The following is a 17,284-nucleotide window of genomic DNA, read 5'->3' as shown; positions in this document are numbered from 1 at the left end:
ACTGTCCTTAAAAACCTTGAATCTCGACGGGGGTGTCGGGGTGGTTGCCCCATTCGCCCCAGGAGCCGGCGTAGCCCTTGACCCGCGGATAACCGAGGGACTTGGCCACCAGATAGGTGAAGCCAGAACGGTGGTGCGTCTGGCAGTGGGTAATGACTTCTTTGTCCTTGGTGATCCCGAGTTGTTCCAGAATCTGCGGCATGTCGGTGCGGATGCGCAGGTTGCGCCTCGGGTCCATGCCCTCGGTCCATTCGAAATTGACCGCGCCGGGAATGTGTCCCCCCTTGGCCGCCAGGACTTTCTCGCCGGAGTATTCCAGCGGCCCGCGCGCGTCCCAGATCGCCAGGTCAGCCGCGCCCAGGCGGCTTTGCAGGTATTCGCGGGTGGCGGTGGGTTCGTCGTGCAGGGTCAACGAAACCGGGCCGCCTACTGCTGGCGGGACCTGGATCGACATCGGCGAGCCTTCCGCCAGCCACGCGGTCAGGCCACCGTCGAGGTAGTGATAGCGCGAGTGGCCGATGACATCCAGCAACCAGATGAAACGCCCGGCCCAGCCGCCGCCTTCGTCGTCATAGACCACGTAGACCGCATCGGGGTTGTGCCCCAGTTCGCCGAACAACGTTTCGAGCGCTGCCTGGGGCGGCATCAGGCCCGGCGCGGGCGGCTGACCGAGTTGCGTGCGTTTGGGGTCGACGAAGCGCGCACCGGGAATATGCCCTTCGGCATAGCGGGCGCTGCTGGTCAGGTCCACCAGAATCAGTTCACGGGCGTCGAGGCGAGAGAGCAAGTCGCTCGGTTCGATCACCAGCGGCAAGCCAGAGAAGTCAGACATGTGAGGTCTCCAGGGCACAAAAGGGAGGATTGTAACGGGTCATTGGCCGCGATGGCTAAAGCTGTGCAGCGCTTTCTCGATGCACTGCGCGGTTTTGCCGAACGCCTGCACGGTGATGTCCGAAAACGGCCCGCCACCCTGGTCAGCCACGACGATCATGATCACCCGGCCGTTGTTCACCAGCGAGCGCAGCAGCAGGTGTTCGCCGCGAAATTGGGCGCGCAGGCCGGGCGGCAGCAACGCTGAAAACTGCGCGTTGTTGGCCGGCGTGATACGCACCTGGGCCTGCTGCGCCAGCAGGCGTTGCAACACGGAGCTCTGGCTGACCACGAAATTCAGGCCGGCGGCCTCCTTGGGCAGCCCGGCGGTCTGGTGCACCCGCAGGTTGGCGTGCGTGCGGTCGGCCATCAGTATCATCACCCGGCGCATGCCACACGCGACCAGGGCGTCCCGGGCCGAGTGGGTCAAGTGCATGGCGTTGCTGAAACGGCTGGGTTCTACCAACAGTTCGGCACAGTGCCCGCGCCACTTGGCCAGGTCTTCGGTGGTCGGTGCCGGGGCGGCGAGCAGGCCGGCGGGAACGCGCTGGGTGCCCCACGGCCACAGCAACGAAACGGCCGGGTGCCAGAGGTCCGGGCGCGCGTGTTGGCGAGCGCTGTTCGCCGCCTGCTGGTGCAGTTGTTGCTGTAACTCGTCCATGGGCATCTGCAGGTAGAGACTGGTCAGGTATTGCCAGCGCTCACTGTGCGGACATTCCCAGCACTGCTGCGCGGACAGCGCCAGGCCGTTGGCCAGCAACACGGTGTTGGCCGGTTGATTGAGCCAGCGACGCAAGGTCGGATCGTCGTCGAGACGGTTCTGCTGGCGCAGCGGGTGATCGACGTCACGGGCGATGCGCAGGACCTGCACCAGCTCCCGTTGCTCCTCGAGCAGCAGTTTGTAACCCTGCTGCACCCAGATTGGCAGGTGCCAGGTCTCGACCAGCTTGCGGGCGATTTTCAGCAAGGGCACGCCAAACAATTGTTTCTCGACGTTACGTGTCGATTCACCTTTATAGATGACCCGCAGCTCCCACTCTTCGAGCAATTGCGGATGGGTCAATGCCAGTGGCCATAACGGCGACAGGAACAACAGGCTGCCCCAGTGGATGTCCTGCCACAGTCGGGCCAGGCGCGCGGCGAAAAAGCCGTTGGCCTGCTGGGTCGCGTGCTGACTGATCAATTGCAACTGGCGCAGGGTCACGGGAATTTGCGATTCAGGCATCGCGGGCAAGCGTGCGAGCAACTCTTCGGTGCGCGCCAGGCCCAGCCGGGTGATCGCCACTTCAAGGTTTTCCGCAGGCGCGGCCATGGTGCCGTGAGTCTGCCGGTTGGCTTCGCGAATCACGCTCAGGGCGAGGGCGGGGCTGTCCTGCATCAGGTCGGCGATGTCGCGCAACGAGCTGCGATTGTCGGCCAGTGCCTTGCAAACCCGGTCGTGGCTGGCTTGCGGGACAGGCAGGCGAACGCCGTCGAGAAGCTTTACCCAGCCTTCGAGCGTGGTCGGTTTTGGGGTTGCAACGTTCGTTTCATTAGCCATGGTTGGACGTGATCATCGTCTGCATTACCTGTGCCCTGAAAGGGTCAAATTGGCTTTTCGCCTGAACTGGCTATAGTCTGGCGCAGTTTTGCCGATAAGTAGAAGAAGAGATTTTTTAACTTCCGAATATGACCTTGAACCCGACTCAGTAAGTGCTCTCCTACCTATGGCTAAAATTATCGGCATCATCGTCGTATTCGCGAGCGTGCTCGGCGGATACGTGCTCTCCCACGGCAAAATTGCCGCCCTTATTCAGCCTTTCGAGGTCATGATCATCGGGGGCGCGGCCCTGGGTGCATTCCTGCAGGCCAACCCCGGTTACATGACCATGCACGTGCTCAAGAAGTCCCTGAGCATGTTCGGTTCGCGTTTCAGCCACACCTTCTACCTGGAAGTGCTGGGCCTGGTTTACGAGATCCTCAACAAAAGCCGCCGCGAAGGCATGATGGCCATCGAGGGCGATATCGAAGACGCGGCCGCCAGCCCGATCTTTGCCAAATACCCGGCCGTGCTCAAGGACGAACGCATGACCGCGTTCATCTGCGATTACCTGCGCATCATGTCGTCCGGCAACATGGCGCCCCATGAGCTGGAAGGCCTGTTCGACATGGAACTCTACAGCCTCAAGGAAGACCTGGAGCATCCGTCCCATGCGGTGAACGGCATCGCCGACGGCATGCCGGGTTTCGGTATCGTCGCGGCGGTACTGGGTATCGTGGTGACCATGGCGTCCCTGGGCGAGGGTGACCAGGCGTCCATCGGCCTGCACGTGGGTGCGGCACTGGTGGGTACCTTCTTCGGTATTCTTGCTGCGTACGGTTTCTTCGGCCCGCTGGCCCATTCCCTGGCCCACGATGCCAAGGAAGAGCTGAACGTGTATGAAGCGATCAAGGCCTCCCTGGTGGCTTCGGCGTCCGGCATGCCGCCGTCGCTGGCCGTGGAGTTCGGGCGCAAGGTTCTGTACCCGGCGCACCGCCCTAGCTTCGCTGAGCTGGAACAAGCGGTTCGCGGTCGCTAAGCCATGGAAAATAATCAGCCGATAATCGTCAAGCGCGTCAAGCGCATTGCCGGCGGGCACCACGGGGGCGCCTGGAAAATCGCCTTCGCCGACTTCGCGACGGCGATGATGGCGTTCTTCCTGGTGTTGTGGCTGCTGTCCACCGCCACCCCGGAGCAGAAGATCGCCATCGCCGGTTACTTCAAGGACCCGGTCGGTTTCTCCGAGAGTGGCACGCCCTACATCATCGACCTGGGCGGTTCGCCGACCCTGGCGCCGGAAAACACCCTCAACCCCGAGGTCAAGTCCCAGCCACAGCCCGACAAGGTGACCGTCGACGCCGAACAGGTCGAAGGCATGGCCGAGATGGTCGAGAAGGAACGGCTCGAGCTGTTGCTGCAGGAGCTGCAGAACAAGGTTGAAGAGAACCCGCAACTGCAGAAGTTCAAGGACCAGATCCTGTTCGAGATCACCACCGACGGCTTGCGCATCCAGATCGTGGACGCCGAGAACCGCCCGATGTTCGACTCCGGCAGTGCGCGTCTGAAGCCCTATTTCGAAGACATCCTGCTGGCCATGGCCGACACCATCAAGGCGGTGCCGAACAAGATCAGCATCAGCGGTCATACCGATGCCAAGCCGTACGCCGGCACCGGCGATTTCGGTAACTGGGAGCTCTCGGCCAACCGCGCCAACGCCGCACGTCGCGCGCTGGTGGCCGGCAGTTACCCTGACCAGCAAGTGGCGCGGGTGGTGGGTTATGCCTCGTCGGCGCTGTTCGACCGCGAGAACCCGCTCAACCCGGTCAACCGCCGGATCGACATCATTGTGCTGACCAAGAAGGCCCAGCGCGCGATCGAAGGCTCGCAAGGTGCCGAGCCGGCTCCGGAACCGACACAAGGCCAGGGCGGCCCCGGCGAAGTGCCGGCCACGCCAGCCGATCCGAACGCGCTGCCGCCGGAAAAGGAACCCCTGCCGGCCCACGAGCTTCGCGAACGCCTGAACCTGTTCGACGACCCGGCGCCGAAACCGCCGGAAGCGCCGAAACAGTGATCCACAAAAAAACCGACAGCGATGTCGGTTTTTTTGTGCGATCCAGCCCCTGGCCCCCTGTAGGAGCGAGCATGCTCGCGAAGAACCCGAGACCGCTGCAGTCAGGTTCCCAGCGTCATCGTTGACGACCATCGCGAGCAGGCTCGCTCCCACAGGTAAGGCGATGGCCCTGTAGGAGCGAGCATGCTCGCGAAAAATTTGAAATCGCCGCAGGGTGTCAGGTCGCCAACGTCATCGTCCATGATCATCGCTGGCAAGCCAGCTCCCACAGGTGCGGCGATATGGCAGCGATCTGCTGCTAGTAACTACTCTCCGGCAAACTCGCAATGATCGACCGATAACTGTTCATCCGTTGCTGGTGCACCCGGCCTTCTTCCAATGCCTTGAGCAGGGCGCAACCCGGTTCGCGGTCGTGCTTGCAGTCGCGGAAGCGGCAGGTGCCGATCAGGTCGTTGAACTCGATGAAGCCGGCTTCGACGTCGGCTCGGCTGACGTGGCCGAGGCCGAATTCGCGGATGCCGGGGGAGTCGATCAGCTCGCCGCCACCGGGGAAGTGGAACAGCCGCGCGGTGGTGGTGGTGTGGGTGCCCTGGCCGGACAGTTCGGACAGCGGGCCGACGCGGGTGTCGACGTCCGGCAGCAGGCTGTTGACCAGCGATGACTTGCCCACACCGGACTGGCCGACGAACACGCTGATGCGTGCGTCCAGCTTCTGTTGCAGTTGTTCCATGCCGTTGCCGTGGTGCGCCGACACTTCCAGCACCGGATAACCCAGGCTGCGGTACACCGCGAGCAGGGCGTTGAGGGCTGGGGCGTTGTGTTCGTCGATCAGGTCGAATTTGTTGAGCAGCAACAATGGCCGAATGCCGGCGTGTTCGGCCGCCACCAGATAGCGGTCGATCAAATTGGCGTGGGGCTCGGGCAGTGGCGCGAAGACGATGACGATCATGTCGACGTTGGCCGCTACCGGCTTGAGCTGGCCACGGCTGTCCGGGCGGCAGAGTTCGGTTTTACGCGGCAGTTGCGCCACGATCACACCGATGCCCTGGTTGCCGGCACGCCACACGACCTGGTCGCCCGTCACCAGCGCCGGCAGGTTGGCGCGCAGGTAGCAGCGGCACACCTGGCCCGCCAACTCGCCATCCAGCGCTTCGACTTCGACCTGCACGCCGAAGTGCGCGATCACCAGGCCGGTCTGTTCCGGACCCAGGTCGCCACCTTCAAGTGCCTCGACAGCCGAGGACTCGCGTTTGGCGGCGCGGGCAGCGCGTTCGCCCTGAATCTTTTCGATGCGCCAGTTTTGACGACGATTGAGTTGGCGTTTGGCCATGGGTGTTCCGTATGAAGAATACAGCGATTAGGTAAAACGGCCGCGAGTTTAGCACGCCCGGCCGCCTGCCTAAGCTAAACTGCGCAGCATTGCCTAGGAGCCGACACATGCAAAACGCGCAAAACCTGATCTGGATCGACCTGGAAATGACCGGTCTGAACCCTGACACCGACGTCATCATCGAAATGGCCACCATCGTCACCGACAGTGAGCTCAACACCCTGGCCGAAGGTCCGGTGATCGCCATCCACCACAGTGACGAAGTCCTCGCCACCATGGACGAGTGGAACACCCGCACCCACGGCAATTCGGGCCTGACCCAGCGCGTTCGCGAGAGCCGCATCAGCATGGCCGAAGCGGAAGCGCAAACCATCGCCTTCCTGGAGCAGTGGGTGCCCAAGGGCAAGTCGCCGATCTGCGGCAACAGCATCTGCCAGGATCGTCGCTTCCTTTATACCCACATGAAAGCCCTGGAAAGCTTCTTCCACTACCGCAACCTCGACGTCTCGACCCTCAAGGAACTGGCCGCGCGCTGGGCGCCGGATGTACGCGACAGTTTCAAGAAGGGCAGCACCCACCTGGCGCTGGACGATATTCGCGAATCGATTGCCGAGTTGCAGCATTACCGCAAGCATTTCATCAAGTTCTGACGGCTTGACCCCATCGCGAGCGGGCTCGCTCCCACACCGGATCTTCAGTGTTCACGAGATCCCTGTGGGAGCGAGCCTGCTCGCGATGGCGGCTCCCGCCGACGATTGCCCTCCGCAAGGACCGCCCCATGCTGTTGATGCTCTACCTGATCGCCATTACCGCCGAAGCCATGACCGGCGCCTTGTCCGCCGGTCGGCGCGGCATGGACTGGTTTGGCGTGGTGCTGATCGCCTGCATCACGGCGTTGGGCGGTGGTTCGGCCAGGGACGTATTGCTCGGCCATTACCCGCTGACGTGGGTCAAACACCCGGAATACCTGGTGCTGACCTCGATTGCGGCGATGGTCACCGTCTTCACGGCACGCTGGATGCGTCACCTGCGTTCGCTGTTTCTGGTGCTCGACGCCGTGGGGTTGGTGGCCTTCACCCTGATCGGCTGCATGACGGCCCTGGAAATGGGCCATGGCATGCTGGTGGCGTCGGTGAGTGGCGTGATCACCGGGGTGTTCGGCGGCATCCTGCGCGACATCTTCTGCAACGACATCCCGCTGATCTTCCGGCGCGAACTCTACGCCAGCGTGTCGTTCGCGGCAGCCTGGTGCTACATGCTCTGCATCCACCTGCAACTTCCCGGCGAACAGGCGATTCTGATCACTTTGTTCGGTGGCTTTCTGTTGCGCCTGTTGGCCATTCGTTTTCATTGGGAAATGCCAAAGTTCGTCTACAACGATGAACAGTGAGCAGGGTCGCAATGTTCGCAAACAGAATGCGCAGGGCGGCGGTATATAGTTAGGGCATGCCGGATGAGGGCATTGAATAACCTGCGGTCTACCACCGTCCTCAGGTTATTGATATGTCCGTTCCATCTGCCGTGCAGGAGCCTGCCGGCTCACATCATCACTTCATGGAAAACTCGATCCCCGATTGGCTGATCAAGGCGCCGATGCACCGGCGGCTGGCCTTGAAGTCGGCCCGACTGGACTTTGCCGAGGACTACCGCTCGGCGTCTGTCGCCCACCATGCTGCATTGAAGGTCGCCGTCAAGCGTGCCTGGCGTTCACAGAACACGGTGGATCGCCTGTTCGACGGGCTCGCGGACGTCCGTACATTCGCCGAACCTTTGCTGCGTGATGCCTTGAAAAGCCAGTTCGGACTTGAGCTGGATGTCCGCAAAACCTTCCTGCGGCTCTATATCCCCAAAGGCCTGCTGGTGGGTTACCGCATCAAGACGCTCTCCTTGCTGGATGCGGCCTTGCTTAACTTCGAAAAAAAGGAAACCGCCAATGGCTACTTTGATAGCGCCTCGTGCTTTATCAGCGAGCCTGATGATTTAAAGCAGTTTGAAGTTCTGCCCATCAATAATCGCCTGAGTATTGAAGCCTTCACCTCGTTGTGTCGACGCCTGGACATCGGTGCTCGTTACCAGCGACAACTTGGAGAGTTGCTGCTGCCCACCGACGCCATGGTCAAGGCCGTGTTGGCGCACAAGGTCATCAACAGCCAGCAGGACCAGTTCAGGGTCGCGGCAATGCTGGCACGCATGAAAGGTGACATCAGCGATGGCGAGCAGGCCCGGCTTCTGGGGCTGCTCGACGGTGCACAAACGCTGAGGGTGGGCGCCAAGGTCGCCCGCGCTCATCAGTTGCAGATCCTGGGCGCTGACTTGACCGGCATCGTGGTTTTTTCTACGGCGTCGGGCAGTGCCGACGGCGTAGAGCCGGTGATCGTCTATATCCCGGATGACCCCGCGCATCCTCTGAAAACCTACACCAGCGCGGCCGATTTCACCCTGGACCTGACACGGAGCTTGCGCAGTGTCGATTACCAGCGCTTTTTTGCCCGTTTTGTCGCCCATGACCAGCGCGGCGCCTTTTTTGCGGCGCTGAACGGGGCGCTGACCACGGTGACCTGGCACCGGCTGGCAGCCGGCGAAACCGGGCCGGCCTGGCAGGAAACACCGGTGTCCGTGCCCAATCTCAGGCTGCAGGTGCAGGTCGTCCGGGATCCGCTCTGGACCTGGCTGTATCAATCGAAGCTGAACAAGGTTCTCAATGATGCACGGGCCATGGCGGTGCCGACGGCGGATGAGGATCGCCAATCACGCTGGGAACATTGGGACAGGCTGGAGAAAGTGGCCACCGTCGTGCTTGAGGTGGCTTCGTTCGTTGCCATGCCGTTCGTGCCGTTCCTGGGGCCGCTCATGTTGGCCTACACCGTCTATCAACTGCTCGATGACACCTTTACCGGCATTCTGGACTGGTCCGAAGGGCAGGTAAGCGAGGCGTGCGAGCACCTGCTGGCGGTGTCCGAAAACCTCGTACAGCTCGGCGCGTTTGCAGTCGGCGGCGCGATCGCTGGCAAATTGCTTGCGTTCAGGCCCGCGCCTTTTGTCGACAGCCTGAAGAAGGTCGATCTCGGCGGCGGCAACAAGCGCCTGTGGAACCCGGACCTCACCCCCTATGAACATCGTTCGGAGTTATCTGGCGAAACACCGCCCGATGAACTCGGACTGCACAGCGAGGGCGGCGCGACGCTGCTGCCTCTGGACGGCAAACACTACGAAGTCGAGGCTGTGGACGGCACCTACCGTATTCGCCACCCCCAACGACCGGACGCCTACAAACCAAGGCTGCAGCATAACGGCGCTGGCGCCTGGGCCCATGAAGTCGAGCGCCCCATGGAGTGGCAGGGCGCCCAGCTGTTTCGTCGTCTGGGGCATTCGGCAGCAGACTTCTCCGACGCCATGGCGGCGCGCATCCTTGCTGTGAGTGGCATCGATGAACCGGTGCTGCGCCATATGCATGTTCACACCCGACGTCCGCCGGCCTTGCTCGAAGACACCCTTCGGCGCTTCAAGCTCGAGCAGCGGATTCAGACGTTTATCGAGCAGTTGCAGAGCGCCGATCCGACGATCAATGCCAAGGCTGACCCTCAGATGCAGGCGCACTTGCTGCGCGCCCAGGGCGTCGAGATTCAAGCGTCCTCGCTGGCGGACGGCGACCTGGTGCCCGGTATCGTTGAGTCAATGGACGACGCGACGCTGAAGAGACTGCTGGGCACCAGCCCCGCCTTCGGTGATGCGCTGCCTACCTGGGAGGAACGCGTCAGGTTGCTGCGGCGCAACCTGGCACGCTGGGCGCAAGAAAGCCGCGTCGAGTTGTTCGACGCGGCCGAAGCCTCGTTTGAGCAGAGTGACGAGCAACACATCCAGCAGCTGCGGCGGATCTTTCCAACGCTGCCGAAAATCGCTGCTGAAGAGATTGTCGGTCATGCGCCTGTCACTGATCAGTTGCAACTGCGGCATCAACCGGGCATTCCCCGATCGATGGCCCACGAGGCGTTGTTTTACCTGCGCGAGATCCGGCTCAGCAGGGCTTATGAAGGGTTGTACCTGGACTCGGTTGCTTGTGCCGATACCGACACCTTGGCGCTGCACAGCCTCGAAACCCTGGCTGGGTGGTCGCCCGAGGTGCGCATCGAGGTGCGCGACGGGCACTTCGAAGGGGCAGTGGTCGACGCCATCGGTCGTCCCGACGCGCCTGTGCACAAAGTGCTGGTCAGACGGCAGGGGCAGTACCAGGCGCACGACGCTTCGGGCGCGGAGCTGCACGGTTTCGACGACCTGTATGGCGCGGTGATGCATGCCTTGCCGGACGCCCAGCGCCAGGCGCTGGTATTGCCAGGTGTGGGGCAGGGCGCGCAGCTCAAGCAGGCGCTCAGGGAGCAGGCCTTGCTGCCGCGTGCGCAGTTGCGGGCGCTGCTGGGGCAACCGACCGTCGAACCGGGCACGCATTCGCCGATGCGCCTGGCTGTCGGGCGTACGGGCTATCTTCGCGGGGGCGGTGATTACGTGCCGCCGTCACCGCGCCCCGTCGAACAGCGCTTGCGTGCGCTGTATCCGACCCTGCCGGAAGAAGAGATCGCCACGCTGCGCCGCGAGCGCTTGGTCGGTGATCCGCTGCTGGCCATCGCGGGCCTGGAAAACCAATACGTCCAGCTGGTTAACCAGCTGGAGCTGTGGGTAGCAGAGGTGCCGACAACTCACCCAGTCACCGGCATCACGCTGTCTGCCGATGAGTTGGCTGTACAACGTCAGCGCAGGGCTGGATTTGCCACGGAAATCCAGGCGAACTGGAGCCGACGCCTGACCGACAACAACCGGTTCGACAGAAACCGCTTCTTCTACAAGCTGGACATTCTCGGCGACCTGCCCGCGCTGTCAGCCGATTTCAGCCACGTGGAGGAGTTCGTGCTGATCAACCACAGCCCCCATCTGCGGGCGGGCACCTTTCTCGAAGGCTTCCCGAACCTGAAATTCCTGACGCTGCGGGGCGTGCGGCTGGACGCCTTTCCAGTTGAAACATTCCGCATGCCTGAGCTGCAGATCCTCAACCTGGACAACTGCAACCTGCGACTGAACGACGCCACTGCCGAGGGGCTCGCGCACATGGAGCGGCTGACAGAGCTGGACCTGGCGAACAACCCGCTGGGTCTTGCGCCTTATCTTGGCTACATGAAAGACCTGGAGACATTGAGTCTGAACAACACCGGGCTGGAGGTGGTTCCGCAAGGCTTGTTCGAGTTGCAACGGCTACGCCTGGCCGATTTGAGTGACAACCGGATTGTTTCGCTGCCAGAGGAGCTGTTCGAGGTGGACGATACGCAGAAGGTTATTTACATTTTTCGTGATAATCCGCTGAGTGAGTCGAGCAGAAAGAATATTGCTGATTATTTGGCTGGTGCGAGTCTGGACAGGCAGATATCGATTCAATTTGATTCGGATGGTGAGGTGATCTGGGAAGATGAAAGTGATGTCGAAACCAGTGATAGCGGACTAAGTGATGCCGAGTCGGACGATGAAGTTGGTTGATTGATCGGAAAGCAGTTGTTGTTATCAAGTTGTTGTTATCAAGTTGTTGTTTCAGTTGGAAATACATGCCTCTATTGAGCTTTTAAAAGCTGTTTGCTATTTCTGGTCGCAGCCCGCAGCACAACTTCGATGCGGGCTTTGTTTTTTTTGAATTTCAACTTTCCAGTAATTGAATTTTTACCGGTTCATTCATGAGGTATTACTGATGGCGGAAACTGATACAGGCGCGGCTCGCGCAAAAGTTCGCATTTCCAAACTGCAGGTCCGCTTTGAAGCACCCGGTGTCGAGTCCAAGAGAATCTACGCCAACGGCAGGATGCAAGTTCGGGTCTGGGTGTTTGTGCTGGCGATCGACGAGGCCGGCAATGAAGTGGAACTGCCGTACGACCCCTGCCTGGTCACCACTCGACTGATTCGCTACCACGACTCCAGGCCTCTGCGCCGCGATGTTTATGCCCATCAACCGATGGCAGGCTGGACGTCCTGCCCTTCACCCAACGAGTTCGCGCATGAAATACCGGGGACCGCTATCGCCCCCTCCATAGGCGGCAGCGGCAGTGGCTCGATGATGGAATTCTGGGTTTCCTCTGCCGAAGAGGGCCAACTGCAAATTGCCGCTGAGATCACCTGCGACGGTCAGGTTTATCGGAGCAATAAAGCCACTAATCCAGACGGTTCAACCATGAACAGCAGCGTCATTGTGGTGGCGGAGCGCAGTCCTGCCTACAGTCACGAAGAATTTACCTGGCGGTCGGAAGAAGTACGGGGCGCCTTTAATGGCCACGCCATGCTTCGTTATCATCTGGGTTTGTACCCCGGTCGCCGGCAAGTCAAGTTGTTGAGCTGGAACACCGCGCAATATGAAGGCACCGGACAATTCCCGCTGAGGTTCTGCTACACCGGCCTGATTCTCTCGCATCCGGCGCCGAGGTCGTTTACCGGAATCATGGCGCCCGTGGGCAGCGAGTCCGTCGAAGTGCTGGGTTTTCAGATGCCGGTCAGTCAGGCAGAAGGTGAAATAGTTGTCTTTATGGGTATACCGCCAGGCTACAAGCACACGGGCGTTGATGTCAGGCTCGATGATTATTTTTTTACAGTGCTCGATGAATATGGCAATACCCATAAATTGTCCCTGGTCATTGATATTGAGGCGACTGCGTTTCGCTTGCGGCGAGGATAAAGATTGGCGTCGCATCCATTTATTTGATTAATGTTTTTAAATCCTGTTTGAAAGGAATTCAAATGGCGGTTGAACAAGATTCCATACATTCCAATGCCTTCAACTTCGACGGCTATCTTGCGGGGGGGGTCGACCCGCGCACCGGGCTTTACACCTGTTCGCTGACGCTGGGCGAACTGAAGTCCGGTTTTCTGCAAGGGCCGTCATTGCCGATCAGGCTTTTTTTCAGCCCGTTGCAAGGCAGTGACAGCGGATATGGCAAGGGCTGGTCGTTGCCCTTGACCCAATACAACGTGGTCGCTCGCCAGCTCACGCTGTCCGCGGGCGAGCGCTACAAAGCCAGGGAGACGGCCTCGCGGCTGGTGTTCGATGAGCTCAAGCTCGAGACCCTCAAGGTTCTGCGCCCGGGCCCAGGGCGCTTTGACGTCGTGCACAAAAGCGGTTTGACCGAAGAGCTGCACCTGTACGCCGGCAGCGACCTGGCGGTGCCGAAGAGGATCGTGTCGGCCAACGGTGCGGCGATCGAGCTCGACTACAGCGCGGTCGATGGCGAGCCGGTGTTGTCTGCAGTTCGCGATGCCACTCGCACGCTGCTGACAATTGTCCGCACCTCTGGTCAGGTGACGCTGACCCTGTATCCCGACAGCGAATGCGCCGCGCCTTTTATCCTCAAGCGCTCCGACGACCGGGTGCGCGCCGTGCAGTTGCCGGACGGCGGCGTCTGGTCGCTGGACAGTGAAGTGATCGGGGGCGTCGAATGCCTGACGCGGGTGAAGTCGCCTCTGGGTGCCCGGGAGCTGATCGTCTATGAAGAAGCCGGCCATCGCCTGCCGCGGGATGCGCCTCGGCGGGCCATCCCGCATGTGCTATCGCACACGGTGTTCCCCGTCTCACAGCCGCCGATCACCACCCAGTACAGTTTTTCGCAAACCAATTTCCTCGGGTTCGATGACGACGACAACCTTGTTCGCTGGTCGCGCGAGGGCGATACGCTTTACCAACTGGCGCAGGACTACCGTTACACCTCCACGCAACTGCTGATGAACGGCAAAAACGTGCATCGTTCGATCAAGCGCACCTACAACAAATACCATCTGCTGGTTTCCCAGGAGACGAAGTGCAATCAGAGCGTGACGACCCGCACCGTGAGCTATCACCTGGAGCCCGGCAAGGGGTTCCAGGCGCAGCCTGCGCAGTTCCGGATGCCCAAGGTGCAGACGCTGCGTTATGAGAATCGCAAGCGCCAGACGTCGCGCGACGAAGTGACCACCACGCTGTTCGATGCCTGGGGCAACCTGCTCAAGCATGTCGCGCCGAACGGGGTGGTCACGCTGTCGGAGTTCTATCCGGCCAGTGGGGCCGAGGGCTGCCCGGCGGATCCGCTCGGGTTCGTGCGTTTCGAAAAGAGCAGGACCGTGCGGGCCGCGCCGGGGTTCGCCCAGGCGGCGACGACGCAGTTGCGCTTTCGCTACAAACAGATCGGCAAGGCGGGAGAGCCCGGTTGCGACATCGTTCTCGAGCAGCAGGCGCTTTATGAACATGCCGACGGGGGCGAGGTCCTGCGTTCGCAGACCGACCTGCACTACGCCGAGCTGATCGCCGGCCCGCAGACTTACCTGGTTTTGCAGAAACAGAGCGTGCGCCAGAACGGCGAGGACAGCGAGACCCGATTCAAGTACCTGATCGACGGCACCACGCTGGAAGTCCAGACCCTCCAGCTCGGGTTTGACCAGACCCGCCGGGAATCGAGCGTGAGGTCTTCAGCGATCAATGGGTTGAAACGTTCGGAGCAGAACGAAGATCAGGGGCGTGTCGATTTCACTTACGACCGGCTCGGACGCGAGCTGAGCAGGACCGTCGCCGCCGGCGACACCTTCGAAAGCGTCAGCCGCTCAAGCTTTTTGCTGGAAAAGCAGGACGGCAGAATCGTCGCGACGAAACTGGACACGGATGCCAACGGCCTGCAGACCAGACGCCTCTACGACGGCCTTGGGCGGATCAGGGAAATCCAGGAGCAGGACCCGGAGCATGCGGACAAGGTCATGTTTCGTACGGTCTATGAAGCGCACTATGACGCCCTCGGCCAACTGACGGGGGAAAAGAAGATCGACTGGTGGCGGGGTGAGCGGCACCCGTTCATCACCCGCCATGTCTACGATCACTGGGGGCAGGTCACGGCCACTCTGCACCCTGATGGCCGCCAGGAACATCGCGAGCAGGACCCCGTCCTGCGCACGGAAACGACCTGGCAGGCGGGCATGGGCAAGACCGTCACGGCCTTCAACGCATTCGGCAAGCCTGACCGCGTCGAATGGCTGGATACCTCTGGCACCCGTCAGGGGCAGCAGCTGTACACCTACGATGGCCTGGGGCGTACCGTCGGCCAGACGGACGCCGCAGGTCATCGGACGACCTTTGCCTACGATGTCTTCGATCGGCTGATTCTCAGCACCTTGCCTGACGGCAGTACGGTTCAGACGGCCTATGCCGCCCATAGCCAGGAAAACCTGCCGATCAGTGTCACGATCGCCGGCAAAATGCTCGGGCAGCAGGTGTTCGACGGGCTGGGTCGGTTGACGCAGAGCACCCTCGGCGGGCGCAGCAGCCAGTGCGGCTATGAACGCGGACGCAGCCTGCCGGCCTGGAAACAACGACCCGATGGCAAGCGCATCGATTACCTCTACGAGCCTGGCCTGGGCGGTGTTGTCACGCAGCGTCAGGCCGAGGGCCTGCTCGCCAGCTACGACTATGACCCGCGCCTGGCGCTGGTGACCCGGTGCGTCGAACAGGGCTGTGAAACCCGGCTCGAGTACGATCGCTACGGGCGACTGACCCAGGAGACCTCAATCGTCGACAAGGCGCACAAAAGCGCTTCCTACCGCTATTCGCTGGGCGGCCGCCCCCTCAGTTGCATCGACGTGTTGGGTGAGGAGCACGAGACCGATTACGACGATGCGGGGCGTCCACGCACCTTCCAGCATCGCGCGTTGAAAACCACGTTTATCTACAACCCTCTGGGGCAACTGGCGTCCGTTGTTTCACGTGCTCTGAAGGGGCCGGGTTCAATGGCCACTCGCCTGGCCTACGATGATTTCGGGCGTGAGGTGTCCCGCACGTTCGAGTTCGGCGAGGGCGTGTCCCAGGTCCTGTCTTCGACGTACACCCCAACGGGGAAACTGGCCCGCAAGACGTTGAAGCAGGACAAGGAAGTCCTGCGCGACGAACATTTCACCTACGACTCCCGTGGCCGCCTGAGTCTTTACGCCTGCGAGGGCACCCAGCGCCCTCGCGATCCCCAGGGCAAGGAAATCGTCCAGCAACAGTTCACCTTCGATGCGCTCGACAACATCCTCACCCTGGAAACCCGGTTTCCCGGCGGCGATAACCTGGCCACCTTCGAATACAGCGCAACGGACGCGACGCAATTGGCCCGTATCCGCAATACCCATGCCGATTACCCGGCGCCCGTGGAATTGCAGTACGACGACAACGGTCACCTGGTCAAGGATGAGCAGGGGCGCCGGATCGATTACGACGCGTTGGGCCGCTTGATCCAGATCACCGGGGCCGACGATCAGGTCATACGCAACTTGCGCTACGACGCCCGCGACCGGCTGGTGGAGCTGACGCAGCCGTCGGGACCTGCGACCCGACGCTTCTATCAGCAGGGCCGGCAGGCCAACGATCTGTGCGGTGACAGCCACCTGACTTCGTTGCGATCGGGCGGCGTTTTGCTGGGGCAGGATCGTCAGGGGAGCGAGGCTGGCGTCGGGCTGCTGGGGGTCGATCAGCAGCAAAGCGTGCTGACCGAGGTCTCGGGTTCGCAGTCTGCCCATTTCGCCTACAGCCCCTATGGCCATCGAGTGGCGCCAGGCGGCTTGTTCAGCTTGCCGGGTTTCAGTGGCGAACAGCTCGATGTGCAGACCGGTCTGTACCTGCTGGGCGATGGCTATCGGGCGTACAGTCCGACGCTGATGCGCTTTCTCAGCCCCGACAGCCTGAGTCCGTTTGGTGCCGGGGGCTTGAACCCTTACGCCTATTGCGCGGGCGACCCGATCAACCGGGTTGATCCGACCGGGCATTTCTGGGAAGCGATCCTGAGCGGCGTCCTGTCGTTCGTCGGCATCGCGGCCAGCGTGCTGACATTGGGGGCCGCCACGCCACTGGCGGTGGTGAGCCTGGCCCTGGGGGTGGCTTCCGGGGTCGTCGGGGCCACCAGTGCCGCGCTGCGGGCCTACGATGTGGAGTCGCAAGCGGCGGATGTACTGGATTGGATCAGCCTGGGGCTGGGCGCGGCCTCGTTCGCCAGTGGCTTGGGCGCTGCGGGCAAGGCTGCGGCCAATGTGGGCAACCGGATCAATAGAGCCTTCGCCAAGGGTTTGAGCCCGACCGACGCGCCGGTGGCGGCAAAGATTGGTTCAAAGTCAGGCCGTGCGGCGGCAACGTCCGGCGCAACGGGAGGTGCGCCTGCCAAGGGCCCCTGGCGAATCAAGCTGGCGCAGCGACGCAACATCGCCGAAAAAATACAGGCCTCCCACCAGGGCGAATACGATCTGTTCAAGAATGCGATTCATAACGAAGGGGTAGACCCCGCCACCGCCGTTCGGCGAATGGGCGATGCCAACCCCAAGCGTCTGCAGAGCAGCTCGAATCACTTCAAGGACCATATGGGTAACCCGGTCTGTGCCTCCGAGATGTGGGAGGCACGTATTGGCGGCGCCCAGCGCGTGACGTACCTGGTGGAATACAAGACCCAGTTGGTGACGGTGCTGCAGGTGGGCGGTCACACCTGAG

The 17,284-nt window shown here is 61.6% G+C and carries 10 protein-coding genes; 7 read left to right on the top strand and 3 right to left on the bottom strand.

All coding sequences use genetic code 11. The annotated features are described in order from the left end of the window. Positions 1 to 7: 7 nt before the first annotated feature. Complete coding sequence (locus QIW53_RS14175; protein WP_371050226.1) at positions 8 to 832, bottom strand: rhodanese-like domain-containing protein; 825 nt, start codon at positions 830 to 832, stop codon at positions 8 to 10. A 39-nt stretch (positions 833 to 871) separates the two neighbouring features. Further along, positions 872 to 2,410, bottom strand: a complete 1,539-nt coding sequence (locus QIW53_RS14170; protein ID WP_371050224.1) for an HDOD domain-containing protein — start codon at positions 2,408 to 2,410, stop codon at positions 872 to 874. Between the two features lie 166 nt (positions 2,411 to 2,576). On the opposite strand from QIW53_RS14170, the gene motA reads away from it, so the two are divergent. Both motA and motB read left to right on the top strand, forming a co-directional pair. After that, positions 2,577 to 3,428, top strand: a complete 852-nt coding sequence (gene motA, locus QIW53_RS14165; protein WP_371050223.1) for a flagellar motor stator protein MotA — start codon at positions 2,577 to 2,579, stop codon at positions 3,426 to 3,428. 3 nt (positions 3,429 to 3,431) lie between these two features. Next, a complete protein-coding gene (gene motB / locus QIW53_RS14160; RefSeq protein ID WP_371050222.1) occupies positions 3,432 to 4,460 on the top strand; it encodes a flagellar motor protein MotB in 1,029 nt (342 codons plus the stop codon). 298 nt (positions 4,461 to 4,758) lie between these two features. Here motB and rsgA read toward each other — a convergent pair whose 3' ends face one another. Next, positions 4,759 to 5,790 (bottom strand): small ribosomal subunit biogenesis GTPase RsgA, encoded by a 1,032-nt coding sequence (gene rsgA / locus QIW53_RS14155; RefSeq protein WP_371050221.1) that lies wholly within the window; start codon positions 5,788 to 5,790, stop codon positions 4,759 to 4,761. 107 nt (positions 5,791 to 5,897) lie between these two features. Between rsgA and orn the strand changes: the two genes are divergently transcribed. From orn to QIW53_RS14130, 5 genes are all read left to right on the top strand, one after another. Next, positions 5,898 to 6,440: an oligoribonuclease gene (gene orn, locus QIW53_RS14150; RefSeq protein ID WP_192307698.1), complete on the top strand. Its 543-nt coding sequence runs from the start codon at positions 5,898 to 5,900 to the stop codon at positions 6,438 to 6,440. A gap of 128 nt (positions 6,441 to 6,568) precedes the next feature. After that, entirely contained in the window at positions 6,569 to 7,180 is a 612-nt protein-coding gene (locus tag QIW53_RS14145; protein ID WP_371050220.1) for a trimeric intracellular cation channel family protein, read from the top strand. Positions 7,181 to 7,344: 164 nt separating this feature from the next. Further along, positions 7,345 to 11,310, top strand: coding sequence for a dermonecrotic toxin domain-containing protein (locus tag QIW53_RS14140; protein ID WP_371050218.1), 3,966 nt, complete (start codon positions 7,345 to 7,347; stop codon positions 11,308 to 11,310). Between the two features lie 205 nt (positions 11,311 to 11,515). After that, positions 11,516 to 12,490, top strand: a complete 975-nt coding sequence (locus QIW53_RS14135) for a hypothetical protein (protein ID WP_371050217.1) — start codon at positions 11,516 to 11,518, stop codon at positions 12,488 to 12,490. A 62-nt stretch (positions 12,491 to 12,552) separates the two neighbouring features. After that, positions 12,553 to 17,283: an RHS repeat domain-containing protein gene (locus tag QIW53_RS14130; RefSeq protein ID WP_371050215.1), complete on the top strand. Its 4,731-nt coding sequence runs from the start codon at positions 12,553 to 12,555 to the stop codon at positions 17,281 to 17,283. Position 17,284 lies beyond the last annotated feature (1 nt).

Origin of the sequence: Pseudomonas fluorescens (assembly GCF_041354075.1) — a bacterium.
In the GTDB taxonomy this organism is placed as follows: Bacteria; Pseudomonadota; Gammaproteobacteria; order Pseudomonadales; family Pseudomonadaceae; genus Aquipseudomonas; species Aquipseudomonas fluorescens_CE.
Note: the sequence above shows the minus strand (reverse complement) of the source record. Positions and strands in the feature narration are given on the sequence as shown.